This window comes from Shimia haliotis (genome assembly GCF_900114415.1).
Classification (GTDB): domain Bacteria; phylum Pseudomonadota; class Alphaproteobacteria; order Rhodobacterales; family Rhodobacteraceae; genus Shimia; species Shimia haliotis.
In genome coordinates this window covers 14,512-39,507 of record NZ_FOSZ01000008.1, presented here as the reverse complement: position 1 = coordinate 39,507, position 24,996 = coordinate 14,512, and the positions used below count along the sequence as shown (strand labels likewise).

Here is a 24,996-nt window from a genome sequence, read left to right as displayed (position 1 = left end):
TGATTCGCCCTCCTTAAGCGGCGTGAAATACAAAAGAGCGCATCGAGATCGACCCAAGGTCGATATCGTCGGTCATGAAGGTCAGCGCATCGCGCTTGTCAGACGCCCCTGCAATGGTGAGCGCGGGAAGATAGTGATCCACAGATGGATGCGCCATGCGCAGCAGTGACCCTAGACCTTTGCGGTTGCTCAACGCGGCGAAGTCCCGGTCCTTGAGCTTTTCGGCAAATAGCGTGTCGAATTCGACGGCGAAGTCCTGCGGTGCGCTGCCTGCGCCCCAACGGGCGGCGCGCAGGTTATGCACCACATTGCCTGACCCAAGGATCAGAACACCGCGGTCGCGCAGCTCTGACAGAGCCTGGCCGATCTCAAGCTGGTAGCCAAGGTCTTGTCGCATGTCGATCGAGACCTGAAACACCGGCACATCCGCACTGGGGTAGAGGTATTTCAGCACCATCCAGGCCCCGTGATCGAGGCCCCAGAGATCGTCCTCTTCGGCATGGTGGCTGGCCAGAAGTGACACCACCTCACGCGCCAGCTTCGGATCGCCTTGAGCCGGGTATTGCTGCGCAAAAAGCGCCTCGGGGAAGCCATAGAAATCGTGGATTGTGCGCGGCATGGCGGACACATCCACCAGGGTTGTGCCCGTGCTCATCCAATGTGCGGACACGACCAGAATGGCCTTGGGTCGGGGCAAGCTGCGGCCCAGCTTGGTCCAGGCGCGGCTGTAGTCTGTGGCTTCGATGGCATTCATCGGGCTGCCGTGACCAAGGAAAACCAGCGGCATCCGGTCGCTCGGAGAGAGCCGCTCTTTGAGATCATTAAGGGATTGTGCGGTGTTCATGACGATGCTCCGTTGATTTGGGGGACGCCCAAAAGCGGCCCCCATGGCTTCAGGCGAAACGGCCCAACGTAGTTTGTAGGACAGGGATTTTCAGCGCATAGGCGCCGTTTCCAAGCAAAGCGATGGCACCAAGCACAACCGCCCAGTAGAGCGGGAATTCCCATCCGCCACCTTCACCCGAAAACAGCCATCCGTTGGATGAATGCACCCAGGTCGCGCCCAGCAGCACCGGGATCAGCGCCAGGGCGGCCAACCGTGTGGCCACGCCTGCGATCAGGGCCACGCCCCCCGCCAATTCGGCGAAAATGGTGAGATAGGCGAAAAGGCCGGGCAGGCCGAGGCTTTCGAAATAGCCGACGGTTCCCGCGATGGTGAAGACATTCACCTTGAGAAGCCCGTGGGCCAGAAACAGCACGCCGCTGGACACGCGCAAGATGGTTGCTGCGTAGTCGGCGTTTGAATAATTGGTCATGGTTCTGTCTCCTGTTTTTGGGGTTACGCGGCTTGCCATTGAGGGGCGATTTCTGCGCCCTGGCCCAGCACATAGCCAAACTGAATGTTCATGAAGCCAAGCGGCTCAAGGTAGCGGGCGTTTTTCAGCGGTCCTGCATCCACCGGGACAAGGCCGATCTCACTTGCGAGGGCTTTCACCTTGTCGCGTGCGGCGTTGTCATCGGCGGCCACAAAGGTTTGCAAGGGCTGGTCGCCGATGGTCAGACCGGTGCCATAATGCTGGGCGAAGATGGTGTTGAACGCCTTCGCGACCGAGGCACCGGGCAACATTGCCGCGATCTCTTCTGCAGCCGAGCTGTTTCCTGCGACCTGCAGGCCCGAGAAATCGTCTGTCACCGGGTTCGATACATCGATCACCAGCTTGCCGGTGAAATCCGCCTGTCCGGCCACATCCTTGGCCGCGCCATAGGGCGTGGCGAGGATCACGGTGTCGGCCGCTGCGACGGCGCTTGCCAGGTCGTCTTCTTTGCCATAGGCGGCGACATCGTGACCCGCCTTGGCCAGTACAGCGGTCAGGCCTGACCCGACATTCCCATTTCCAATAACTGCGATTTTCATGTCTTTACTCCTTTATTCGCCGCGTTGTCGCGGCCTGTGTTCTGACCCCTATTTACGGCTTGCAAACATTCAACAAAATGGCGAAGCTATTGAATGACTATCCACAAAGTGTTCGCAATAATTTCCCATGGACCTCACCGATGAACTCAAGGCCTTCGTGGCCACCGCACAGACAGGGTCGTTCACCGCGGCGGCTGATCAGCTTGGCGTGTCGAACCGGCTGACTTCGAAATATGTGGCCGAGCTTGAGGCACGGCTTGGCGTGCGGCTGTTCCAGCGCACAACGCGCAAGGTTGGCCTGACACCGGCAGGTGAGGATCTTCTGGCCCGCGCGCCGGCTTTGCTGGACGATCTCGATGACCTGCTGGCCGAGGTCTCTGAAGGGTCACGCGGTTTTACCGGTGTGATCCGCGTCTCGGCGCCAGTTACCTTTGGCGAGCTTTATGTCGTTGGGATGCTGCGCCGCTTTGCCGATGCAAATCCCGGCCTGAGTTTCGACCTGCGTCTCAGCGACGCCTATGTGGATCTCGCGCGCGACGGGATCGACCTGGCTTTCCGCATCGGCCGATCCGAGATGCTCTCGCTTAAGGAACGCAAATTGGGCACCTTGCGCTCTCGCCTTGTGGCCAGCCCCACCTATCTTACCGCGCAGGGGCAGCCAGACCATCCAGCGGATCTGGCGCATCATGCCTGCATCGTTGACACCAACCGCCGCGCGCCGCGCCGCTGGGTCTTTCACAGGGGGGAAGAGGATCTGGAGGTACAGGTACAAGGCCGCTTTCATGTCAATTCCGCCCGCGCCGCAGCAGAACTGGCGACCAATGGGCTTGGCATCGCCTATGCCCCGCGCTTCGCAATCTGCGACGGGCTGTCCGCTGGCAAGCTTGTCGAGCTGATGCAGAACTATTCCGGTGACACGACCACCGTGAATGCGGTCTACTTGGAGGGTCGGGCGCTGCCCCGGAAGATCCGAGCGCTGATCGACTTTGCCGTGGAAGACATAAAAACCTCGGATGTTTTATAATCGCAAATTGCGAACATTTTGTTCCAAGTGATACTGCAACTTCAACATTTTCGGCTGAATTTGGCGGACCTATGTTCCGTTTATCGCATCACAGATGATGCAGAACACAGAGCAAAGGAAAGCTGAAATGAAAACCGCAACCCTTATCACCGCCGCCGTTATGGCCGCCACATTTGGTACGGTTTCTGCTGCGCAGGATAACGATGTCACCACTGCCGCCCTGGCCGAACTGGCCCAGCGTCAGGCCGAAGACGCGCGCATTGCCAAGAACCTGGAAACCTTCGACATGCTCGATTTCGAAGTGTTTTCGAACCAGCAATGGGACCGGCTGCATGAAAGCCACGCCGAAGACATCAAAGTGCATTGGCCCGATGGCCGCGTGACCGAAGGTCTCGACGTGCATATCGAAGACCTCAAAGCGTTTTTCGTCTTCGCACCGGACACCCGGATCGAAACCCACCCTGTCCGCATTGGCCAGGGTGAATGGACCGGCGTAGTTGGTGTGATCGAAGGCACGTTTTCGGAACCGATGCCGATCGGTGGCGATCAGTTCATCCAACCCACCGGCCAAAGCTATAAGCTGACCATGGCCACTGTGGGCCACTGGACCGACGAAGGTGTCATGGATGAAGAATACCTGTTCTGGGACAACCATGCCTTTTACAAACAAATCGGTCTGATTGACTAAACCACTATCAGATCGGTAATAATTCGACGCCGTTCCAGACCCTGGAGCGGCGCTTTACCAACCTTGGTCGCTGGTGTGGCATAAGCAGCGTTCAACCTGAGCGGTGCAGCGAAAGCTAACTAAGTCCCGCATTGCAGACCTTGATGTGGCCTGCGGCAAAGGTCCGCTGAGCGGACAAAGTGCCCTTTCGCTGCAGCAGCAACAAGGTCTGCTTCCACGTCGTCCTAGGTGCCGCCCCAAAGATATCAATCATGCATATCACCTAAGCTATTCGATCTGGTGCTTGTCATGTCCAAACAGCGGCGCCTCGACGTCACAAGCTTCATTACGCTCAAATTCCAGCGTGGAATGATCAATCCCAAACTCAGCGCCAATTTGCGTCTTTAGCTCTGCCTTGATCTGCTCCAACTGGCCCCATGCAACATCTTCGACGACGACATGCGCATCGAGCGCTGGAGCATTCTCTTCCATCTGCCACAAGTGCACATGGTGGACGTCGCTAACGCCCTCTGTTTGGCGCAAAACGGCCACCACGTCACCTCCATCAATGTCCGGCGGGCTGCCAAGCATCAGCGTCCGGATCGGGCCACCAATCTCAGCGAAGGCCAGGTACAGAATATAGAGCGCGATACCAATCGTGATCGCAGGATCAACCCAACGCATGTCATAGAGGATGATCAGCGTGCCACCGACAATCACAGCGACTGAAGCCAAAGCGTCGGAGAGGTTGTGGAGGAACAAGGCGCGGATGTTCTGGCTGCCCTTCTGCATGGAATAGGTCAACCCCGCCGTCAGGGCATCAACCACCAGTGCCAGTCCCGCGATGATGACGACTGTCCACCCTTTCACCTCAGGCGGCTCGATAAGGCGCATGCCGCCTTCATAGATCAGATAGAGCCCGATCACGATCAGCGTCGTGTAGTTGATCAAGGCCGCCACGGTCTCGATCCGGCCATAGCCGAAGGTCATTCGCTCATCAGCGGGCCGCCGCGCGATCTTGCGGGCCGCAAAGGCAATGACAAGCGCGGCCATGTCCGAGAAGTTATGCAGCGCATCCGCGATCAGGGCGAGAGACCCTGCGAAGATGCCGCCGACGATCTGCGCAACCGTCAGAAGACCGTTCGCCCAAATCGCAATTGCTACCCGGCGATCCCCGCTGGACGGGTCCAGATGGGCATGGCTGTGACCATGGTGATCATGCGGCACGGGTCTCTCCCTCATGCTGGTGCGCAATTGAGGCGTCGGGTTTCAGACGGCCTGCGCGGAAGGCCCGCACACGCGCATTCATCCAGTGCCGGATGATGTTCCGATAGAGCCATCCGCGCAAACGCCCGAATTTCTGCTCATGCTCTGCATAGAAAGCGTCGGGCGTGTCGAACGTTCCGAAATCCTGCACGATCCCGGTATCCTGGATATATGTGTCCTGCCCTGTCCACTCGACAGGCGGCGCGTTGAGGCAATCCGTCCCAGCACCGTAACCGCACAGACTCTCGCGGTCGGTAAACGACGATTGCAGAACCTTCAGGAACGCGCTGTCGAGAATGAAGCCTTCGAGATTGATCCACTTGCCGTCCAGTGCGACCTCGATCCACGAATGCAGGATCTCTTCCGGCGCAATCGGGTAGACCAGCTCCGGCACAACACCGCGCTGAAGGCCCTTGTGGATCGTGAACCCGTGGATTCTGCACTTTATGCCCACACCCCGAAGGAGCGCCATAAGGAGCGTGCCCTTCGTATTGCACTGACCATAGCCATCAGACAGCACCTCGGACGCTGGAATGTCGTCGGCGCGGTTGTAGCCGAAGGCGATCTCGTTGCGGATATAGTCATAGATCGCGCCAATCTTGTCGGTGTCGGACAGATCACGCCAACCCCTTGCAGCGATGAGCTCCGCTATGGGCGCCGCCCCAAAATCCAGGATCGGGGTTGCGGTCAATAAAGGGTCATTATGTGCCACGATGGGGCTCCTCGAATCTTTCGAGTACAGAGATAATTGCTACAGTCGCTGTAGGTTCAAGCAAAAACTTCGAATAGTTTTCTGTGCTCACTCACACCCCAATTTGATCGTGCTCGGTCAGACACTCCGAATGGTCTCTTAGCACTTCAAGGACGCGGCATTGCGATGCGTTGCCGCCACTACATTCCTTGACCATGCGTTTCAATTCCGCGCGCAACGCTTTCAAGCGCTCCATTCTCTGCTCAACGAGCTTCAATTGTCGGCGTGCGATCTCATCGGCTTCGTGACAGGGCCGGTCCGGCGCGTCGGACAAATCAAGCAACTCCCGGATCGCGTCGAGCGGAAATCCCAACTGTCTGCTGTGCCGGATGAATGCGAGGCGATCAAGTTCAGCGTCACCATAGCGACGTTGCCCGCCTTCAGTCCGACCAGGTTCCGGCATCAATCCAATCTGCTCATAGTAGCGGATCGTCTGAACCTTGGTGCCGGTCCTCTTCGCAAGAGTCCCAATTGTGAGCATGTCGAAACCCCGTTAATCCTCTAGTGAATGTAGATTTATCTCACTCATGGCGCAACCGCGGAAATCACGTTTTGGCGATCTCTGGCGCGCTCTTTAGAAAACCACTTGAACCTACAGTAGCTAGAGGATGTAAACCGGCTCAAAACCGAGAATCAAACGGGCGAAATAACGTGCGTCTTTCAGTTATTCAGAGACTATTGTGGGGTCTGGCAGGCACAGCGCTTCTTGCCTTTGCGGCATTCCAGTATTTCGAACCTTCGACCGATACCGACGCTAATGCCTCTAACCCTGCGTTTTACGCCGATTTCGAACTGACCGATCATCGTGGATTGGTGCAGACGGATGAGTACTTTGCCGGGCGGTGGATGCTTGTCTTTTTTGGCTTTGCCAACTGCCCAGATGTATGCCCAACGACGCTCGCCGAAGTTGCCGCCGTCATGGAAGACCTAGGAACAGATGCAGAGAAAATACAGCCTATCTTCATCTCGATTGATCCTGAACGCGACACACCCGCTGCGCTGGCCGAGTATGTGCCCTTGTTCAATGCAGGCATCATTGGGCTGACCGGCACGCCGGAGCAGATTGCTGAGACGTCCGAGACCTTTCCGATCTTCTATGAGCGGATCGAGGAGGCCTCAGCACCAAATGGCTACACAATGGGCCACACATCGCATCTATTCCTCTTCGATCCAAAGGCGCGCTTCACCGACTCTTGGGCTTATGGCACCTCTGCCGAAGAGATACTTACCGATCTAAGAGAGAGGCTCTGACCCAAATGAACCGATTATACGGAGAAACTGCCCTCGGGCTGGCTTGGGTGATCGCCCTCATCGCCTCGCTTGCTGTTCTGTTCATTGGCGAAGTGCTGGGGCAGACACCTTGTGTTCTTTGCTGGTTCCAGCGCGCCTTCATGTTTCCACTGGCGATAATTCTTGGGCTGGGACTATGGTGGCAAGATCCGCGTGTTGGTCGGTACGGTGTCGTACTCGCACTTGGTGGCGCAGCAGTGGCTGCTTGGCATATGGGGTTATATGTCGGGATCATACCTGAACGCGTCCAACCTTGTACTGCGACGGGGCCCTCTTGCACTGACGACAACCAGTTGGTGTTAGGCATCCCCATTCCGCTGATGGCCGTTGTTACATTTGCGCTTATTGGTGCGCTTTCAGTCCTATCTCTCAAGGAGAAAAAATCATGAACCGACGCGGGTTGATTATTTCCGTTCTCGCAATGGGTGCTGCCGGTTTTGGTGGGGCCGCGTGGTATGTAAACCAACCAAAACCGTCATCTGAACGTGCGGTTGTCGCGCCAGAGTTGGCGGACGCTTTGATGCGACCATATTCGCCTGTTTTGGGGCCCGCTGAAGCCCCCGTGACCATCGTTGAGTTCCTCGATCCAGCCTGCGAGGCCTGTCGCGCATTTCACCCCGTCGTAAAAGATATTTTGGACAAAAATCCCGAAGCCGTGCGTGTTGTCATACGATACACCCCGTTTCACGGACCGATTTCGGATATAGCCGTCAAGTTGCTAGAAGCGGCCCGGATGCAGGGCAAGTTCGAACAGGTGCTAAATGCTCTAATGGCTTATCAAGACGCGTGGGCGGCGCATGGGGCGTTTGATCAACAAAAGCTGGGAAAGATCGCGGCCGGAGCCGGGCTCGATCTCGAACTTGCGATAGAGCAGATGAAATCACCCGATATCGTGGCAATCGTCAATCAGGACAAAGCGGACGTAGAAACAATGGGCGTTCGCCAGACCCCAACGTTCTACATCAATGGCAAGCCGCTAGATCCGTTTGGAATGGACGAATTGAGACAACAGGTTGACGCCGAAGTAGCTGCAGTTGGCAGCTAGTGGTCAAAAAGGGAACCGCAAAGTGAAGACAGTACTCTATGGCCTGATGGCCGCAAGCATGTTCGCATCAAGCACAGCGACCCCGGTAGAAGCTGGTTCGGAAGACGTTGTCGTCGAAGATGCCTGGGCGCGCGCGTCAATCGGCGTAAACCGTCCGGGTGTCGCGTATATGACAATCCGCAATACAGGCGACGAGGCTGTGATACTTACTGGCCTCCGCACGGATTTGGCGATGATGCCTGATATTCACCAGACATCCACAAATGCCGATGGTGTTAGCTCAATGGCACCTGCAGGCGAGATCGAGATTGCGCCGGGTGAATCTGTGTCTCTGGAACCGGGTGGCCTTCACGCCATGCTGATGCGCTTGCAGCGACCGATGGCCAAGGGCGAAAGCTTTTCCTTGACGCTCGACTTCTCGGACGGTGGTGAGATCGTGGTCGAGGTTCCAATTCTAGGTATTGCAGCGCGCGGTCCCGAGAGCTAATGACCCGACGGTCGATCCTCAAGTATGCCTTCGCTGGCATCGCGGCGATCATCCTGACACTTGTTGTTGGGTGGTGGCAGGTCGATGGCCCCGGCGCGCCCGAACAAGCGGGGTTGCGCCCGGTTGCCCTATCTGAAATGGAATTCCGCCTGACAGATCACGAAGGTAACGAGGTTGGACCCGAAAACCTTATCGGCAGCCCGTCAATGGTCTTCTTCGGCTTCACCTATTGCCCGGACGTTTGTCCGACGACTCTGTCGGATATTTCCGGCTGGCTTGATGACCTGGGCGAAGAGGCGGAGGGAATGAACGTGGTGTTCATCACCGTCGATCCAGAGCGGGATACTGTCGAGGCAATGGCCGAGTATGTCGGCTATTTCCATCCGTCGATCCGCGGGTGGACTGGCCCGGAAGAGGAAATTGCGCGCGCAGCACAGGGCTTCCGCGCACGCTATGGGCGGGTGCCGACCGAAGGTGGCGACTACACCATGAACCACACTGCCAGCGTTTTCCTTTTCGACGCGAAAGGCCGGTTCAGCACCATGATCGACTATCACGAGCCGAGGGAATTCGCAGTGCCGAAAATCCGGCGTGCGCTCAATAGAGAAACTGGGGGGCAACATGAGAATTAGAACAATCGCGGCAGGTTTCGCATTCGTATCGGTGCTGTCGGTGGGCGGGTTGGCAATATCGGGCATCTGGTCGAAGGATCCGATCCCTCCCGGTCTGGCAGCTGCAACCACTTGGTCGCCACCTCAACTCCCGCTTCCCACTTCTATTGAAACGGAAACACCGCAGGTCGCACAAACACGTGTGGAGCCCGCAATACCACTCCAGTCCATGCCACGTCTGGAGGTTGCGAGCGCCGATACTCTCTTACCGACGATAGAACCTCCGCTCTCCAACTGGTCACGCGATATCGCAACCGGCGAGACGCTCGACACCGTTCTTGAAGAAGCAGGTCTCTCAGCGACTGACCGTGCCGAGGTCGCTCTGGCCCTCGGCGCGGAATATGATCTGAGGCGACTTAGGCCTGGGCATTCGGTCACCGTTGTCTCGACGATGGACGGCAGCCCGCGCAGCGTCGCGCTCTCCGTCGAGGACGGTGTGCGGATCGAGGCGATCTTTGGCGAAGAGTTGGCCACGCAGGTCGTGACCCCGGCTCCCGACTTCATAACATCGGCGGGCGAAGCGGTGATCGACAGCTCGCTTTTTGCCGCGCTGGAAGAAGCCGAGATGCCTGCCCGCTTCGCTGTCGATTTGGCACAGATGCTGGGTGGAATCGTCGACTTCCGTCGTGAGGTGACCGGCGAAGAAACGCTTCGGCTACTGTGGCGCGAGGCCCGTGTTGGCGAAGACAGAATTGGTCAGCCGGAACTTACCTTTGCATCGCTGGAGATCGGCGGCGCACTTTATGAAGTTGTCTGGCCGGTAAGCGGTAGCGATCGGGCAACGATTTACGTCAATGGCACGGTTCTCCGCGTTTTTGCACAGCCTGTCGAAGGGGCGCGATTAAGCTCGGTATTTGGCCGCCGTACGCACCCGGTCTACGGCAATGTCCGGATGCACACAGGTGTCGATTTCGCGACGGCAAGCGGAACGCCGGTTCAAGCGACAGCACCGGGACGGATCAGCTTCATCGGCTGGCGGGGCGGCTATGGTCGCGTGGTCGAAATCGCCCACGGCTCAGACACAATGACACGCTATGCGCATCTCAGCGCTGTGCCCGAGGGCCTGGCACAAGGCCAACGCGTTGCGGCGGGAGATGTGATCGGTCGCGTCGGCGCGACTGGCACGGCGACGGGCCCGAACCTGCACTACGAAGTCCTCGTGGATGGACGCCCTACTGACCCCCTCTCTGACGACAGACTTGCCGAAGCGGCTGAGAGCGAAGCGGATGATACAGCCGCGCTTTTGCGTCTGGTCGAGGCGCGGGCGCTTCTGAATGAAAACCTCGGCAGCGACATTGCCGAAACGACAACCGAAAGGCTCTGACCCATGAGACGCATGATCCAAGCTCTTGCCATCACACTCGCCCTGTTACCGGCGGCGCAGGCCCTCGCGGAGGCAACCCCAATAGACGTCCGCAAGACCAATGGATGCGGTTGCTGTCTGTCCTGGATGAATCATCTTGAGGAGAACGGCTTCGCACCAATAGGCCAGGACATGTTCGGCGGCCTTCTCGTGCGCTTCAAACTCGACAACGGAGTGCCGCAGCGCATGGTCTCCTGTCACACTGGGCTCGTGGACGGTTACGTGATCGAGGGACATGTGCCTGCAGCCGACATCCGCCGCCTTCTGAACGAACGCCCCGATGCGGTCGGTCTCGCAGTCCCCGGAATGCCCTATGGTTCGCCAGGGATGGGGCCGGAAGACGAACGCGATGCCTACGACGTCTTCTTGATCCAGAAAGACGGCTCGACCGAAATATTTTCGAGCTACCCAGCAGGGTAACCGAGCCGAATTATGGAAGTCCTTTCCCCAATCTAGCTAACCTATTCAGCCGCTTCAGCGCAGACCGGCCAATGGTATCCAAAGTAGTTACGTTGCAACATGTTGACAGTCAACAAAACACAAGTACTCGGCATACTAGCTGTCGTCGGCGCCGTCGCCACTGATCAGGTAACAAAAGCCTGGGTTGTCGCGAGCGCCGATACCCTAAAAGACGGGATCGCTGTCTTTCCCGGGCTTAATCTCACGTTCCATCGCAATGATGGCGTAACCTTCGGGCTTTTGGGTGGCGCCCCCTGGTGGGGCCTCTTGCTTCTTGCGCTTATCATTTGTGCCTGGCTCCTGATCATGATGCTTCGCACAGAGAGCAGTATAGAAGCGATTGCGTATGGGGCGATCATAGGTGGCGCGCTCGGCAATGTCGTTGATCGCATCCATTATGGAGCCGTAACAGACTTCCTTGATTTTTTCATTGGATCTGCACACTGGCCGACTTTCAACATGGCAGACGTATTCATTGTCGGAGGTGCCGGATTACTGCTGGTGGTACCAGTGATCCAGAGGCACTTCGAGGGCGATCATTGAAGACATTGCCCCAAGTTTCATTCGGCGGATTTTTTGCCTGAGCAACTGTTTCCTCGATTTGCCGGACAAGAAAAATTTCTCGTGCCACAAGTCTGAATAATCTATGTTGGCATTGTAGGTGCCTACTCCGGCGAGCTTGCCGATCGCTCAAGTATTGACTTTTCTAAAGGCACCGCGACAAAACCAAGTTTCGAAATCGAACCAGTAACCACCCGCAGATATTGAATCATAAAGAAGGTTGCTCAAAAAAGGACTTGCTCGGCGCATGCACCTACCAACGCTTACTTTATGCCGAACCTGCCGTGACGCGGATCCAACCCTGTATGATCAAGTGGTATCAACGCTAAAGGCAGCGAATGTGAAGGCAAAATTGCAGCACGTCGATTGCATGTCCGGCTGCATGCGACCACAAACGCTTGCAGTCCGACAGAACGACAAGACTGCTTATCTTTTCGGTGAGATAACTGCTCAAGACCTGCCGGACATCCTGACATTCATCCGGATGTATCAGGAAAGCCCAGACGGTAACTTCGCGGATGCAAGGCCACTTGGAAAGCTGCGTTTCAAGGCTATTGCTCGCATTCCCGCAGATGTGCAGTAAACCACCCGCACCACGATATTAGTAGCTCCTGCGGTGAATTATTGCATTCAGTACAGTGTTGACAGCAGCAGATTTCAAATCAATTTGGCGCTGCGGAACTTAGGCATGCCGGTTTCGTACTTGACCTGCTACCGCCTAATCGGACAGAAACAGTCATTACGGTGCTCAAAGGTGCAAATGCATTAGAGCTGAAACGGGAATGAGGACGGTGGACCAAATCGCGGCACCGAAACCTCAACCGCCCCCGCGACTGTGAGCGGCGAGCTACCTTCCATTTCCACTGGTGCGAGAGTGCTGGGAAGGGGGAAGACGGCATCGACCCGCGAGTCAGGAGACCGGCCGTATATTGAACGTAACTTGCGCCGTCGGGTGTGACGGCAAGGAGGACTAAAATGACGACAAACGCTATCAAAGCATCCGCTGTAGGATCAACCATTCTGCCCGCAGTGTTCGCCCTTATTCTGGGTTTGGGTGTTGTTACTGTGACCGGCCATGCTCAAGCTTCTGGCCTGCATGACGCTGCTCACGATGTGCGCCACGCAACTGGCTTTCCCTGCCACTAAGACCATGTTCAGTCGTATTCTGACCAGCGCGTTGTTCGCTGGTGCTGCAGCGGGGCTGATTGCCGCCTTGCTGCAGCTTTATTTCGTGCAGCCTGTACTTCTCCACGCCGAACTTTATGAGGGTGGCGATTTGGTGCATTTTGGCGCTGATCCTGTGACTGCGCATCCCGAGTTGCCCGGCATGTTCGCCGAGCCGGTGCGCGACGGCCTAAGCATCATCTTCACGATGCTGACGTATACTGGCTATGCATTGGCCCTTGTGGCGCTTATGTCGATTGCCGAACAACAGGGTCGTGAGATTAACGGTCGCACCGGTTTGCTTTGGGGCTTGGCTGGCTTTGTTGCCTTCCACTTTGCGCCTGGCTTGTCGCTGGCGCCTGAAGTGCCAGGCGTAGCCGCAGCAGATGTCGGTGTGCGCCAAGTATGGTGGACTGCTACTGTTGCCACAGCTGGCGTCGCCATGTGGTTGATCGCCTTTGGAGGCAACTTGGTGAGCTATCTGATCGCCGCTGGACTGCTGATAGCGCCTCACGTCGTCGGTGCGCCTGAACCCGACACCTTCGCTGGCCCGGTTCCGACCGAGATCGGCGCGCTATTTGCCGCCCGAGCCTTTGGCATCGGCATGGCCGCTTGGGTGTTGCTGGGAAGCTTTGCCGGATACTTCTGGCAGGCTGAAGGCAAACGCGCGAACGCCGCCGCCTGATTCCTTTCCTCTATTGCTTTCCCGCCGGTCACCGCCGGCGGGAGCTTTCATTTATTGAGGAGGACAAAATGTCCCGTTCACTCGCTCTCTTCGCCATCGGGCTGATTTTTGGCGGCGGCGTCGGCTTTGTGATCGCGGCCGGCAGCGGCAGCACCTTTGACAGCCACGACCATGCTGACCCGTCTCAACATGGTAGCAATGCGGAGATGGCAGCCCATGACCACTCTGCTGTCACTAACTTACCGGCCGACAGCAATGCCCCCAGCGTGGCGATCAAGATGATTAAAGATCCGATGGCAGGTTGGAACTTGCACGTGACACCGCAAAACTTCCGATTTTCTCCTGAGAATGCCTCTACTGAGGAAATACTTGGTGAAGGTCACGCGCATGTCTATATCAACGGCGAAAAGCTGGGGCGCCTTTATGCCAACTGGATACACCTCCCATCACTGCCGGATGGCGACGTTGAGATAAAAGTTTCCCTCAATGGCAACAGCCACAGCCCGCTAATGGTTGGGGGCTTGCCCGTCGAGGCCAAACTAATCGTTCAAGCAGACGATGACGGCTCCTGAGCAAAACTCAGATCTTGACTGAACTTCGGTCGCAGGGGCCTTGCGCCCCTGCATTGCCATGGTTTGCATGTCAGGATCGAATGCAATCCTCCCCTGAGCGCATCATTATGGCAAATGGCAATAGCATGAACCAACTCGCTATCGGCTCATTTTACTCTGTGAAAAATCCTTGAATACGCGAAGCGTCTCTTCGCTTACATGATGCTCGATACCTTCAGCATCGTGCTCGGCCACGTCTTTGGAAATACCCAGGGCGATAAGGAACTCCACAACAATTCGGTGCCGCTTTCGACAAGCCTCGGCCAATCGCCGCCCAGCATCCGTTAGGCGTATTGATCGGTAAGGTTCCTGCACAATGAAGCCCTCGCGTTTAAGCCGGGTCAGGTTCTTGGACACAGTGGGCTGGGTCACGCCGAGCCGCTCGGCAATCTCCACGGGCCTCGCTGAACCGTTCTGGTGAATCAGCTCCGCGATCAGCTCGACATAATCCTCCACAACTTCGCTTTGTCGGGCGGCGCGGGCTGCCTCGAAACCGCTCACCTGGTCGTCAGGTTTACGTCCGAATAGTTGTGGTTTCTGATCGGTCATTCTGCTCTCGGTGTCTATTGCTGGTGCGGAACCCTGCTTGCCGCGCCTTATTGTGTATGCACCAGCGACGCGGGCCTTGACAATGACATAGACTTTTCTACAAAACTTAGCCAAGGCTAATAATTATAGACTGAACCATGAAACACCTGATTGCATCTGCCTTGATTGGCCTGCTTCCGCTTAGTGTGGGGGCCACTGCCATTGAAGAAGCCCCTTGGGCACCTCGGGCCGCAGCCTACCGGCTGAGCCTATTCATGGCGAACTTGACACCCGTTCCCTGGGAGAAGATTGAAAACAATTGGACTGCTCCGGCACCCGGCAGCGCAGTTGCGGTGGAGGCACTGTCACGGGTATCGGATAGCGACGCCCAGAACATTCGTGCAGCGCTGGCTGCGGAAGACCGACAGGCCCTGTTTGCTGCCATTACAACGGCATTGGCCAAAGGTATTCTGCAGCACCTAGAGGCAGCCGAGGCGACACTTGGCCAGCCTGAAGCCGCATTTGAGGTTGCGCAGTCTGCGGCCTTGTACCGCGCGTTCGAGGACGGCATCCTGGCGGCGGACAAGCAGGCCGCACACGACCTAGGTCGCGCCTGGCTGGTTCTGAATTCTTCTCTGGGTAGCACCGGTATTTTGAACAATGGCGCTCAAGACCCGAATGTGGCGCGATTTGCTGAGGCGCAAAAAGTTATCGTGGAGTACATTGAGACAAACTATCTGCCCTCCGTTTTTGTCGAACGTGGCAAGCTGACCCCGGCACCGGAGAGCGCAGTGCGCTCCGGTACGCCGGTAGTGTTGCCCGCCACACTCCCACCGGGCTCCAATATTGCTGATCAGCGCGAGCTACCCCGGCTGGTGCTCCAGTTTGAAGAGGCTGGCGAGGATGAGGCCAACCTGCCGCTTGTGGCCTATGGCGACATGCTGTTCGACAGCCCTGAAATCTTTGGTTCCCCAGCACGTGACCTGGGCATTGCCTGTTCAACTTGCCACAACCGGTCCGATGTGAACCGGGATTTCTTTATCCCCGGCCTCTCTAGCCATGCTGGCGGGATGGATGTGGACAGCTCCTTCTTCAATCCGATGTTCAATGACCGGGAAGACGATCACCTGGATACGCCGTCAATGCGAGGCATCCGCTTTACAGCGCCTTACGGGCGTGATGGGCGCGAGCCGAGCCTGCGCAGTTTTGTACGCAATGTGATCGTGACCGAGTTTGCCGGAGCGGAGCCAACGCCGTTCCAACTCGATGCGATGGTCGCCTACTTGCGCGCCTTTGACTTTCTGCCCAACCCACAGATAGACGAGGCCGGGCGGCTGACTGACAAGGCCTCTGAGGCTGCGAAACGCGGTGAGGTACTGTTCAATACCGAATTTGCCGGGCTTGGCGACAGGTCCTGCGCCTCCTGCCACACCCCGGACCGGTTTTTCCGAGATGGGCAGACCTATGACATTGGCTCGGCCGAGCCGCCGTTCCCGGGCGGCACCGCAACCCCATTCGAAACGCCCACATTGCGCAATGTCAACTTCACCGCGCCCTACATGCATGACGGATCGCTGGCGACCCTAGCGGGGGTTGTAGACTGGTTCAACGATACCAAGGATCTGGGCTTGGATGCGGAACAGCGCGCCGATTTAACTGCCTATCTGCGCGCGGTAGGAGATGGTGAGGAGCCCTACCAGCGCTTTGAAGGCCGAGACAGCGTGTTCCGCCTGTCGTGGGAAGAGCTTACCACTTTTGCTTCGACGCTGGACACACTGATCCCGATGCGGGATGCGGAGAACATCGCCGTATTGATTGATACTGTTGCACCGGATCTGGCGGCAGATGCGAGCGTTATGATCAATCAAAACGCTAAGCCAGAAATCTACCGATTTGCCGCAATTCTTCAGGCAGTTGGCGATGCCAGCGCCGCTGGCGACTGGGCTGAGGCGAGCCTCCAGTGGGACGCTTTCAAAACCATGCAAGCCGAGATTGATGAGAGGATGTTCTGATGCTGTCGCGCCGTACCTTTTTGACCACTGTCGCTGCCGCCCTAACAGTGCCAGCAACTGCCTCTGCGGAAGAGGCACTGAAACTCGCCTTCATTCCGCAAGAAAACCCAGAGAAGCTGTTGGGGGATATCGAGGCGATCACTGCCTGGCTGTCCCAGCAGTTGGAGGTTCCAGTCACCGGCTTTGTTACCTTTGATCATGCTGCGGCAGTTGAGGCATTGCGCAATGGTGATGCCGATATCTCCTTCATGGGTGCCTTGCCCTTTGTGCTGGCAGAAGACCAGATCGGGGCGGTGCCACTTCTGTCCGAGGTTTACCGCGGCCAGCCGAGCTATTCGGGCCGGGTGTTTGTGCGCAAGGACAGCGGCATCGAGACGCTGGCCGACCTGCAGGGCCGTGACATTGCCTTTGCCGATCCGGTGTCGGAGTCCGGCTATCTCTATCCGCTCGACCTGTTTGTGCGCGAAGGACTCGTTGCGGATGCAGGCGATGCGGACCGGTTCTTTGGCCAGAAGTTCTTTGCCGGTGGTTATCAGCAGGCAATGCAGGCTATGGCCAACGGGTTAGTGGATGCTGCGGGTGCCAGCCAGTATGCCGATCTTTATCTGACGCCTGAGCAGCAGGCCGAGGTCAGGGTGCTGGGCGAAAGCGCGCAGATCCCCAGCCATGCCATCATTGCCCGGCCTGGTCTAGATGCGGCCTTGCAGGCCCGCTTCGTGGATGCCATGCTGCGCCTGAACCAGGCTGAGAACCAGTATTTGCTGGCCTATCTCTACGGCCCAGACGGCTATGTGGCAGCAGATCCCAAGGTCTATGACGGGGTCAGGCAGATGGCACGCCGTTACGGCTATCTAAAATGACCCAAGCGCTTGCCCTCCATGCTGTGTCGCATTGCTTTGACGACGCTGAGGCCCTGCAGGATGTGTCGCTGCAGGTGGCACCGGGGGAATGTGTGGCCTTGCTGGGGCCTTCGGGCGCCGGCAAGTCGACCCTGCTGGCCTTGCTGGATGGGCGGGTCCGGGGATGGCGCGGTCGGGCTGAGGTACTGGGCAACCGGCTTCCAAATGATCGGGCACCAGAACGAAAAACCCGGCTAGAGACTGGCTTCATCTTTCAGGAGTTCGCCCTGGTTGACCGGCAGAGCGTTTACCAGAATGCGATGAACGGGCGGCTGGGGCGAATGCGCCTCTGGCCGTCGCTTTGGGGGCGATACGGTGCGCAGGATCACCTCAAGACGACCATCGCGCTGGAGGACACCGGCCTAACGGAGTTGGCACAGCGCCGTGCAGATCAGCTTTCAGGTGGTCAGCGCCAGCGAGTGGCCATCGCCCGCTGCCTGGCGCAGGAGCCTGAGTTGATACTGGCGGATGAACCGGTCAGCAACCTCGATCCAGCCCACGCCGAACGCATTCTGGAACTGATCACCAACACAGCGCGAAATCGCGGCATCGCTGTAGTCTTCAGTTCGCATCAGCCAGAGCTTTCGCGGCGCTTTGCCGACCGTATCGTTGGATTGCGCGCGGGCGCGGTGCTGTTTGACAAGCCCTCCGCGATGGTCGGCAACGATGACATCAGCGATTTGTACCATGGAACAGTACCTGGTGACGGATTGCGGGTGGTGAGCTGATGAGCCGGATCTTGGTTTGGATGGTACTCGGGCTTGCTGTGCTGTGGGCTGCAGGAAACGCTGACATCGGCTTGGAAAAACTGCCCGGAGCGGGTCCGAGGCTAGCAGAATTTCTAGGCCGGATGATACCACCGGACCTTTCTGTCTGGCCGGAAGTCCTTACAGGCCTAACCGAGACACTGAGAATCGCCATTCTTGGGACGCTGTTTGCGGTCGTCCTGTCGGCGGGGCTGGCTGTACTTGCGTCTGAGACCCTTGTACCCGCAGCCATCTGGCGCCCGGTACGTGCGCTGCTGGCAGTGATCCGGTCGATTCCGCTGATCTTGGTGGCGATGCTGATGGTGGGGGCAGTCGGGCTGGGCCCACTGCCCGGTATTCTTGCAATCACTTTTCATGCCACCGGCATGCTGGCCAAATTCTATGCTGAAGCAATCGACAATGTCGGTGCCGCACCACTTGCTGCATTGGAAAGCGCAGGTGCCAGCCGAGCGCAATTATTGCGGTGGGCGATCTGGCCACAGATGGCACCAGTTGTGCTCCGCGACACTGTCTTCCGCTTTGAACTGAACCTCCGCGAAAGCTTGATCTTAGGTATCGTTGGCGCCGGGGGCATCGGTCTGTACGTTCAGACTTACGTGCGTTCGTTCCAATACGACAAAGCTGCAACTGTCACGCTTGCCATCATCGCTCTTGTGCTGCTGTTCGAAGGTCTAAATTCGGTTTTACAAAAGCGGTTTTCGTGACGATTTTGATCAAGGAAGGTCGGAAAATTCAGATTTCGCAGCGTTTTCAGTTTCGTAGTGCCATTCGAAGAGCTTTCCCTACCATTCATCGTTCGCCAGCCCCACTGAACTGGGGTTCGCCTATCTTGCTCATTACCTGTGTTCTTCGGTTTGATCAGTCTACCTTGAAACTGTCAGTCTGCCGCACCGACAACAGTTTTTTTGAGAAGCACAGCCGCCACCGTTTCCAGACAAATTCGGTTATGAGTAGATATCAATAGGTGTCCCGTTCTTCACCATTGCATAGATATCTTCTATCTCCCGATCCGAAACGGCAATGCATCCGGCCGTCCAGTCGCGCTTGTTTGTCGGGTCAATGCCAGGGCGCGGCCCCCCATGGATGAAAATATCTCCACCAGGGGAACGGCCCTGAGCCTTTGCGTATGCGATATCCGCCTCGTTCGGGTACGAGATCCCGATGGAAAGATGAAACAGGCTTTCGGGATTTCGCCTGTCAATCACGTATGATCCTTCTGGCGTGCGCCCGTCCCCTTCGAATTGCTTGTGACCCTCAGGCGCAAAGCCAAGGTCCATTGGGATAGTGCGCAAAACACCCTCTGGTCCATCAAGGACAATCATGCGCTGCCCCTTGTAGACCCGCACCCGGGTCACCTCCGGCCCCCTCTAAGTGCGGAATTTGTTTGCACATCCAGAAAGAATTGTCGCCAGAGCTCCCAGGAGGATTGTGCGACGTGTAACTCGAAAATTCACTGCTCAATGCCTCTTTCATGAGGTTTTTCAAACTTGACACTAGCGTGCTGTGCCAGCCCGTTCAATGGCCGTGCGCCAAAGCACCTTCGGCCAGTCTGTCGCCGACGCGGTCACCGCCTTTGGGCGGAGTCTCCGCGTGGTGTCCGTTTAACAGCCTGAGCGCATTTGCGACAACCAGCAGTGACACGCCAACATCTGCGGCAATGGCCCCCCACATCGATGCCATCCCAAACGCTGTCGCCACCACGAAAACGGCCTTGGTTGCCAGCGAGGTTGCGATGTTTTGACGGATGATCGACATCGCACGGCGGGAATGGCCTATGAGCCAGGGCACCCTGCCAATGTCATCAGTCATCAAGGCAATGTCCGCCGTCTCGATGGCCGCGTCGGAACCAACCGCGCCCATGGCGATAGCATAGTGGGCCCGCGCCATGGCGGGGGCATCGTTTACGCCATCGCCAATCATGGCCACCATATCGTGCGCTTCGACCAGGTCTTCGATGGCCGTCACCTTGTCCTCGGGCAGAAGCTCCGCGCGCACCTCGTCGATGCCGACCTCTGTCGCGACCGCGCGCGCGGTGCGTTCATTGTCGCCCGTCAGCATGACGATGGTTTTCACGCCCTGCGCATGCAGACGAGCCACGATTCCCTTGGCGTCGGGGCGGATGCGGTCGCGCAGTTCCAGAATACCCATCACCCCATTTGCATCACCAACAGCCACCAACGTACTACCGGCAACTTCGATACGGTGCCGAAGGTCTGTCGGAATGGCACTTCCAAGCCCTTTTTCCTCGGCGAACCGGTCAGAGCCGAGCCAGACCGCCCGATCCTGTACCCTGCCTTCAAGCCCACGCCCCGGTACGGTCCGCGTATCGTCCGCCGCGGATACATCAAGGCCGTCGACTTCTGCACGTACAAGGATAGCGCGCGCTAACGGGTGGGAGGATCGCGCTTCAAGCGCCGCCGCTACGCCCATCAGATCCTGCGTCGACGCATTCCCTAGCGGATACATTGCAGCAACTTCAGGCTCGCCGATGGTGATCGTACCGGTCTTGTCCATGGCCAAGGCTGAAGTGCGTCCCGGAGCTTCGACATAAGCACCGCCCTTGATCAGCACCCCGGCGCGGGCCGAGGCTGTGAGCGCGGCGACGATGGACACGGGCGTCGAAATGACCAGCGCACAAGGGCAGGCGATCACCAGAAGGACGAGGGCGTTGTAGAACCAGTCATCCCAGGCTCCACCAAATACGAGCGGTGGCAGCATCGCGACGGCAATGGCGAGCGCCATCACGATGGGCGTATAGACGCGCGCAAATTTCGCCACCCATTGCTCCACGGGCGCGCGGCGGGTGTGGGCGTCGCCTACCATGCGGATGATCTTGGCGAGCACCGTGTCGGAGGCCGCCCTGGTCGCGCGTACCGTCAGCGTGCCCTCGCCATTGATCGTGCCCGCATAGACCTCGTCACCCGGCTCCTTCGGCACCAATGCGCTTTCGCCAGTGATCGGGGCTTGATCAACGGCCCCGGCGCCTTCGATCACTTGCCCGTCCAATGGAATGCGGTCCCCGCCACGCACCACGAAATGTGCATCGATGGCGACGGCTGACGCCGGAACATCTGCTTCAGAACCATCTTCGTAGACAACCCTTGCAGTAGGTGGCGCTAGGTCGAGCAAAGCCGAGACAGCGTTCCGCGCCCGCCCGACACTCCAGCTTTCAAGGTACAGCGAGAGAGAGAAGAAGAACGCGACCGTTGCCGCCTCGAAAAACTCGCCAAGGCCGATAGCCCCGGCCACAGCGACCACCATCAAGAGGTTCATGTCGGGCGATACGCGCCGCGCGGATGACCACGCCTTCGGGGCGACAAGCCAAACGCCAGCCAGGATCGCGATAGCAAAAAGCCCCGCTTCGACCAAAGGCATCACTGCTTCTCCATGGCCGGAAAAGAGACCGATCGCACCGCCCATCCCGGTTTCTGCGATGTGATACAGAAATCCTGCCGCCCAAAAGCCTCCGCTCAGCATTGTGAACAGGCGCTGACGGGCAAGATGCGCAGCTTGATCCTCCGAAGCGTTCTCGGCATCCCAGGGTTTTGCGCTCATACCCGTGGTCGCAACCAGTTGAGTGATCTCTCCATCCGACACTGCGGCAGCGCTGTGGAGTATGATCATGCGTCCGTTGATGACATCGAATGCCAGGTGCTCCGCCCCGCCGACTTTCGGTCCAACGACCTTGTTGAGGATCGCCACTTCTTCTGCGCAATCAAGACCGCTGACCTGAAAACTCCGGCCCGCTCCATCTTGTGGCACGGGACCAAACTCTTCGTGTGAATGGCTTCCTCCACAGCAGGCATGTTCACTTGCACATGTTTCTGACTTGGCTCTATCAGTTGGGTGTACTTCAGATACCACAGTTTCAGTTTTGGCGGCCATTCGGCATCTCCAGAATCATTGCTTGGCTGGACCATAACTCCTACAGTCGCTAGAGGTTCAAGAGGTATTTTGTTTCGTATATAGTTTTCGGCTGCCAAGGGGCGCGCGAGTATAAAACCAATCGGCGGACACGCAATCAACGAAGAAAGGCGACAAGGAATTTATGAAGACTCAGCAATTTGCCGGACCGATCGGACTACCGCTACTTGGGGTACTGCTGCTTGGCGCATGCGCGACGACAGATCAGAACGGATCCCAAAAAATCGGAAACGTGCCAGAGGCTATCGTGGAACTGGCTGATCCAAGTCAAAACCTTGCAACAGCCCGGCTCCGCGAAGAAGACGGATGCTACTGGTATGAACACAACGGACCCGTAGAAAAGACCTTGCTTCCCCTCAGAACCGCTGGTGGCAACCCGATTTGTGTTGCTCGGTAAACGTAACGATCTTCCTGACATCTCCGGCCCACGTTGAGGGCCGGAGCGAAGATCAACGCGTCACAATCCTGCACTAGCTGTCCGAAACAACACTCTGTTCGGCAGAATACAGGTATACGGTCGACCCTATGGCGACGTTTGAATAGAGATCATTGATATGTGCCATGACCATCCGGACGCAGCCAGAACTCGCTCGACCGCCAATCGACCAAGGTTTAGGTGTCCCGTGGATGCGAAGGTAAGTGTCTCGGTTGCCAACGTAGAGATAAAGAGCACGTGACCCGAGTGCATTCTTCGGCCCCGGCTCCATCCCATCCGCAAATTCTGCGTTTTCCGGATTTCGTTCGATCATTGACGCTGTTGGGGTCCAGTGTGGCCATTCGACCTTTCGCCGAATGGTGTAGGTTCCTGGTTCGTAGAGATTTCCACGCGCGATCGCCACTCCATACCGCATCGCTGTACCACCTTCTTCAATGTGATAGAGATAGCGGGCGACTGCATCGACATGGATGTCACCTGGCACAAGGCCATCTTTCGCAGCAACACGTTGCGGCAAGAAACGGGGATGCAGCCCCCACGGATTGGATGTCGCCGGGTCATAGTTGCTGGGCGTTACCTGAGAATCCCACGACGCTTTTTGGCCGGTCGTTGGCCAGCTACTGGCCAAAGCCGGTCCCGCGATCGGTAACGAAAACATCGCAGTGGACGTGGAAATGAAATGGCGCCGGGTCAGCATAGGTCCTACTCCAAAGAAATTGTTTGTGCACCTCCAGCCGCGGCTTGGATGCCTCGAGTGCCTTGTAGAACCTCAAGCCACTATAGGTTCAAGGCCTCATTTATGAGCGATGATCAAGTCCTCGTGAAGGGATGGCTCTCCTTCTGCCGCTGGCATCTGACAGATCACAGGCCAATTTTACAAGCATTTTGGATCTTACCGGTGTCGATACTCTGCCACAAACCCTTGGCGAAACTCGGTTTGATTTTGTCACTTTTTCATCCTCGGCTATGAGAGCCTACATTGGAACGCGATGCAGCATTGTTCACTTTGGGCTGATTCTGTGGAAAAACAACGTGTTGCTGACGCAGAAAGCGCGGTGCTGAACATAGCGCGAGCGCCTTTTCTATCAGGCTTTGCGCGTTTGCTGCGGTGCGGGAAAGATCTTTGCCAGTTTGCGGAGGTTTTGGGCGGTTGCGGCGAGGAGGAATTCGTCATTTGCACCGCATGGTCCGCGTAATCGGAGCCGCCCGAGGCCGAGAATGCGTTTGAGGTGAGCGAAGAGCATCTCGACCTTCTTTCGGAGCTTCATTGAGATCTCGTATTGGCGGGTCTTGGCGATGTCGCGAGCGACTTGACGTGCGTCTTCGTGTTCTTCACGTGTGATCTTGCGAGCGTCGGCATTCGGGCAGCATTTGGCCTTTGATGGGCAGGCCTGGCAGGTCAGTTTCAATGCGCGATAGCGGGCTGTGCCTTTGCCGGTGGGTCCTCGGTTCGGGTCGGAATAGTTGCGACGGAACTGCTTCAGCGCGTGCCCCTCCGGACAGATGTATTGATCGTTCTCTGCATCCCATTCGAAGTCAGCACGCGTCCATGTGCCATCGCTGCGGCTGGACTTGTCAAAGACAGGAATGTGTGGGGCGATCTTGCGTTCGACAAGCCAGCCCAACATCGGCCCGGTGCCATAGGCGGTATCTGCGATCAGGCGCTCCGGGTGCAGATCAAACCTGTCTTTCACGCGCCTGAGCATTGTTTTGGTGGACCCAACCTCGGCCTGCCGAATGGATCGTGTGGCCTCGACGTCGACGATGACCCCATAATCCGTATCGATCAGATAATTGTCGGAATAGCTGAAGAATGCAGGACCTTTGCGGGCTGCCGTCCATTGACTGGCGGGGTCGGAATGTGATGTGAACTTCGGCTGCACATTGCTGGCAGCGCCAAAGGCCGCCTCATCCAATGTGTCGAGATACTCTCGAACGGCGCGTGGTGCATCCATGGGATCAATGGTTGTCGCGTCCCATTCTTCCTTCGGTGTCGAGTTCTGCTTGTTGGCGTCAGCCTCGATCAGACTGGCGTCGATGGCCATACGTTGGCCGCTCACGAGACCCTCTGCGATGCAACGGGTAACAGTCGTCTCAAACAAATGGCGCAGCAGTTCGCTCTCCCGAAACCGCCCATGTAGGTTTTTCGAGAAGGTCGAATGGTCGGGCACGCGGTCATTGAGGTCGAGCCGACAGAACCATCGATAGGCCAGGTTCAGATGCACTTCCTCGCACAGGCGGCGTTCGGAGCGGATGCCAAAGCAATACCCCACCAGAAGCATGCGGATCAGGAGTTCAGGGTCGACAGAAGGGCGGCCCGTGTGGCTGTAGAACTCCGCAAGATGGGTGCGAATGCCACTCAGATCGACAAACCGATCAATCGAGCGCAACAGGTGGGCTTGAGGCACATGATCTTCCAGCGAAAACTCGTAAAACAAAGCCGCCTGCGCTTCTTGTCTCGGTCCCATCAT

Annotated in this window: 29 protein-coding genes, 1 pseudogene and 1 riboswitch; of the genes and pseudogenes, 19 read left to right on the top strand and 11 right to left on the bottom strand. The window is 57.4% G+C overall.

Annotation, left to right across the window (positions count from 1 at the left end; all coding sequences use genetic code 11):
• Positions 1-13: 13 nt before the first annotated feature.
• Genes ygiD through BM069_RS16415 form a run of 3 tightly spaced genes read right to left on the bottom strand, consistent with a single transcriptional unit; the run spans position 14 to position 1,915 of the window.
• The gene (gene ygiD / locus BM069_RS16425; protein ID WP_093325309.1) at positions 14-844 is read right to left on the bottom strand and encodes a 4,5-DOPA-extradiol-dioxygenase; all 831 of its coding nucleotides are present in this window, start codon (positions 842-844) and stop codon (positions 14-16) included.
• Positions 845-893: 49 nt separating this feature from the next.
• Positions 894-1,316 (bottom strand): DoxX family protein, encoded by a 423-nt coding sequence (locus tag BM069_RS16420; protein WP_050687539.1) that lies wholly within the window; start codon positions 1,314-1,316, stop codon positions 894-896.
• Between the two features lie 23 nt (positions 1,317-1,339).
• Positions 1,340-1,915 carry an NADPH-dependent F420 reductase gene (locus tag BM069_RS16415; protein ID WP_050687541.1) on the bottom strand — a complete coding sequence of 192 codons (576 nt, stop codon included), beginning with the start codon at positions 1,913-1,915 and terminating at the stop codon, positions 1,340-1,342.
• Positions 1,916-2,042: 127 nt separating this feature from the next.
• Here BM069_RS16415 and BM069_RS16410 point away from each other — a divergent pair, with 127 nt between their 5' ends.
• Both BM069_RS16410 and BM069_RS16405 read left to right on the top strand, forming a co-directional pair.
• A complete protein-coding gene (locus BM069_RS16410) occupies positions 2,043-2,939 on the top strand; it encodes a LysR family transcriptional regulator (RefSeq protein ID WP_050687543.1) in 897 nt (298 codons plus the stop codon).
• A 127-nt stretch (positions 2,940-3,066) separates the two neighbouring features.
• Positions 3,067-3,627, top strand: a complete 561-nt coding sequence (locus BM069_RS16405) for an ester cyclase (RefSeq protein WP_050687619.1) — start codon at positions 3,067-3,069, stop codon at positions 3,625-3,627.
• Between the two features lie 267 nt (positions 3,628-3,894).
• Here BM069_RS16405 and BM069_RS16400 read toward each other — a convergent pair whose 3' ends face one another.
• The 3 genes from BM069_RS16400 to BM069_RS16390 form a co-directional block, all read right to left on the bottom strand.
• Entirely contained in the window at positions 3,895-4,833 is a 939-nt protein-coding gene (locus BM069_RS16400) for a cation diffusion facilitator family transporter (RefSeq protein WP_035253420.1), read from the bottom strand.
• Positions 4,823-5,584 carry a transglutaminase-like domain-containing protein gene (locus BM069_RS16395; protein ID WP_035253419.1) on the bottom strand — a complete coding sequence of 254 codons (762 nt, stop codon included), beginning with the start codon at positions 5,582-5,584 and terminating at the stop codon, positions 4,823-4,825. The genes BM069_RS16400 and BM069_RS16395 overlap by 11 nt, the downstream gene beginning before the upstream one ends.
• A 91-nt stretch (positions 5,585-5,675) precedes the next feature.
• Positions 5,676-6,104 (bottom strand): MerR family transcriptional regulator, encoded by a 429-nt coding sequence (locus BM069_RS16390; protein WP_035253418.1) that lies wholly within the window; start codon positions 6,102-6,104, stop codon positions 5,676-5,678.
• Positions 6,105-6,310: 206 nt separating this feature from the next.
• Here BM069_RS16390 and BM069_RS16385 point away from each other — a divergent pair, with 206 nt between their 5' ends.
• From BM069_RS16385 to BM069_RS16330, 12 genes are all read left to right on the top strand, one after another.
• Complete coding sequence (locus tag BM069_RS16385) at positions 6,311-6,874, top strand: SCO family protein (protein ID WP_046212147.1); 564 nt, start codon at positions 6,311-6,313, stop codon at positions 6,872-6,874.
• A 5-nt stretch (positions 6,875-6,879) separates the two neighbouring features.
• Positions 6,880-7,302: a disulfide bond formation protein B gene (locus BM069_RS16380; protein WP_035253416.1), complete on the top strand. Its 423-nt coding sequence runs from the start codon at positions 6,880-6,882 to the stop codon at positions 7,300-7,302.
• Positions 7,299-7,958: a DsbA family protein gene (locus BM069_RS16375; RefSeq protein ID WP_035253415.1), complete on the top strand. Its 660-nt coding sequence runs from the start codon at positions 7,299-7,301 to the stop codon at positions 7,956-7,958. Before BM069_RS16380 ends, BM069_RS16375 begins: the two co-directional genes overlap by 4 nt.
• A 46-nt stretch (positions 7,959-8,004) precedes the next feature.
• Entirely contained in the window at positions 8,005-8,445 is a 441-nt protein-coding gene (locus BM069_RS16370) for a copper chaperone PCu(A)C (protein ID WP_035253414.1), read from the top strand.
• Positions 8,445-9,077: an SCO family protein gene (locus BM069_RS16365; protein WP_035253406.1), complete on the top strand. Its 633-nt coding sequence runs from the start codon at positions 8,445-8,447 to the stop codon at positions 9,075-9,077. The genes BM069_RS16370 and BM069_RS16365 overlap by 1 nt, the downstream gene beginning before the upstream one ends.
• 208 nt (positions 9,078-9,285) lie before the next feature.
• A complete protein-coding gene (locus BM069_RS16360) occupies positions 9,286-10,440 on the top strand; it encodes a M23 family metallopeptidase (protein ID WP_425288689.1) in 1,155 nt (384 codons plus the stop codon).
• A gap of 3 nt (positions 10,441-10,443) precedes the next feature.
• Positions 10,444-10,899, top strand: coding sequence for a DUF411 domain-containing protein (locus tag BM069_RS16355; protein WP_035253402.1), 456 nt, complete (start codon positions 10,444-10,446; stop codon positions 10,897-10,899).
• A gap of 99 nt (positions 10,900-10,998) precedes the next feature.
• The gene (gene lspA, locus BM069_RS16350) at positions 10,999-11,481 is read left to right on the top strand and encodes a signal peptidase II (protein WP_035253400.1); all 483 of its coding nucleotides are present in this window, start codon (positions 10,999-11,001) and stop codon (positions 11,479-11,481) included.
• Between the two features lie 265 nt (positions 11,482-11,746).
• On the top strand, positions 11,747-12,082 hold the full coding sequence (locus BM069_RS16345; RefSeq protein WP_035253399.1) for a DUF1636 family protein: 336 nt from the start codon (positions 11,747-11,749) through the stop codon (positions 12,080-12,082).
• Positions 12,083-12,226: 144 nt separating this feature from the next.
• Positions 12,227-12,440, top strand: a riboswitch (cobalamin riboswitch).
• A 34-nt stretch (positions 12,441-12,474) separates the two neighbouring features.
• The gene (locus BM069_RS16340; protein WP_074964317.1) at positions 12,475-12,645 is read left to right on the top strand and encodes a CbtB domain-containing protein; all 171 of its coding nucleotides are present in this window, start codon (positions 12,475-12,477) and stop codon (positions 12,643-12,645) included.
• 4 nt (positions 12,646-12,649) lie between these two features.
• Positions 12,650-13,348, top strand: a complete 699-nt coding sequence (locus tag BM069_RS16335) for a CbtA family protein (protein ID WP_035253423.1) — start codon at positions 12,650-12,652, stop codon at positions 13,346-13,348.
• Positions 13,349-13,416: 68 nt separating this feature from the next.
• Complete coding sequence (locus BM069_RS16330) at positions 13,417-13,920, top strand: hypothetical protein (RefSeq protein WP_035253397.1); 504 nt, start codon at positions 13,417-13,419, stop codon at positions 13,918-13,920.
• Between the two features lie 138 nt (positions 13,921-14,058).
• Here BM069_RS16330 and mntR read toward each other — a convergent pair whose 3' ends face one another.
• Positions 14,059-14,508 (bottom strand): manganese-binding transcriptional regulator MntR, encoded by a 450-nt coding sequence (gene mntR / locus BM069_RS16325; protein WP_035253395.1) that lies wholly within the window; start codon positions 14,506-14,508, stop codon positions 14,059-14,061.
• Between the two features lie 137 nt (positions 14,509-14,645).
• Here mntR and BM069_RS16320 point away from each other — a divergent pair, with 137 nt between their 5' ends.
• The 4 genes from BM069_RS16320 to phnE are packed head-to-tail and all read left to right on the top strand — an operon-like array spanning position 14,646 to position 18,869.
• Complete coding sequence (locus BM069_RS16320) at positions 14,646-16,499, top strand: cytochrome c peroxidase (RefSeq protein WP_035253393.1); 1,854 nt, start codon at positions 14,646-14,648, stop codon at positions 16,497-16,499.
• Positions 16,499-17,359 (top strand): phosphate/phosphite/phosphonate ABC transporter substrate-binding protein, encoded by an 861-nt coding sequence (locus BM069_RS16315; RefSeq protein WP_035253390.1) that lies wholly within the window; start codon positions 16,499-16,501, stop codon positions 17,357-17,359. Before BM069_RS16320 ends, BM069_RS16315 begins: the two co-directional genes overlap by 1 nt.
• Positions 17,356-18,126 (top strand): phosphonate ABC transporter ATP-binding protein, encoded by a 771-nt coding sequence (locus BM069_RS16310; protein WP_035253388.1) that lies wholly within the window; start codon positions 17,356-17,358, stop codon positions 18,124-18,126. Before BM069_RS16315 ends, BM069_RS16310 begins: the two co-directional genes overlap by 4 nt.
• A complete protein-coding gene (gene phnE, locus BM069_RS16305; RefSeq protein WP_046212119.1) occupies positions 18,126-18,869 on the top strand; it encodes a phosphonate ABC transporter, permease protein PhnE in 744 nt (247 codons plus the stop codon). The genes BM069_RS16310 and phnE overlap by 1 nt, the downstream gene beginning before the upstream one ends.
• A gap of 240 nt (positions 18,870-19,109) precedes the next feature.
• Here phnE and BM069_RS16300 read toward each other — a convergent pair.
• A pseudogene (locus tag BM069_RS16300) lies at positions 19,110-19,586 on the bottom strand (L,D-transpeptidase family protein).
• A 94-nt stretch (positions 19,587-19,680) separates the two neighbouring features.
• Positions 19,681-22,029, bottom strand: coding sequence for a heavy metal translocating P-type ATPase (locus BM069_RS16295; protein ID WP_081806556.1), 2,349 nt, complete (start codon positions 22,027-22,029; stop codon positions 19,681-19,683).
• Between the two features lie 184 nt (positions 22,030-22,213).
• Between BM069_RS16295 and BM069_RS20075 the strand changes: the two genes are divergently transcribed.
• Positions 22,214-22,486, top strand: a complete 273-nt coding sequence (locus BM069_RS20075; protein ID WP_081806555.1) for a hypothetical protein — start codon at positions 22,214-22,216, stop codon at positions 22,484-22,486.
• A 73-nt stretch (positions 22,487-22,559) separates the two neighbouring features.
• On the opposite strand, the gene BM069_RS16285 is transcribed toward BM069_RS20075, so the two are convergent.
• On the bottom strand, positions 22,560-23,222 hold the full coding sequence (locus BM069_RS16285) for a L,D-transpeptidase (RefSeq protein WP_046212120.1): 663 nt from the start codon (positions 23,220-23,222) through the stop codon (positions 22,560-22,562).
• A gap of 388 nt (positions 23,223-23,610) precedes the next feature.
• Positions 23,611-24,996 (bottom strand): transposase, encoded by a 1,386-nt coding sequence (locus tag BM069_RS16275; protein ID WP_093325306.1) that lies wholly within the window; start codon positions 24,994-24,996, stop codon positions 23,611-23,613.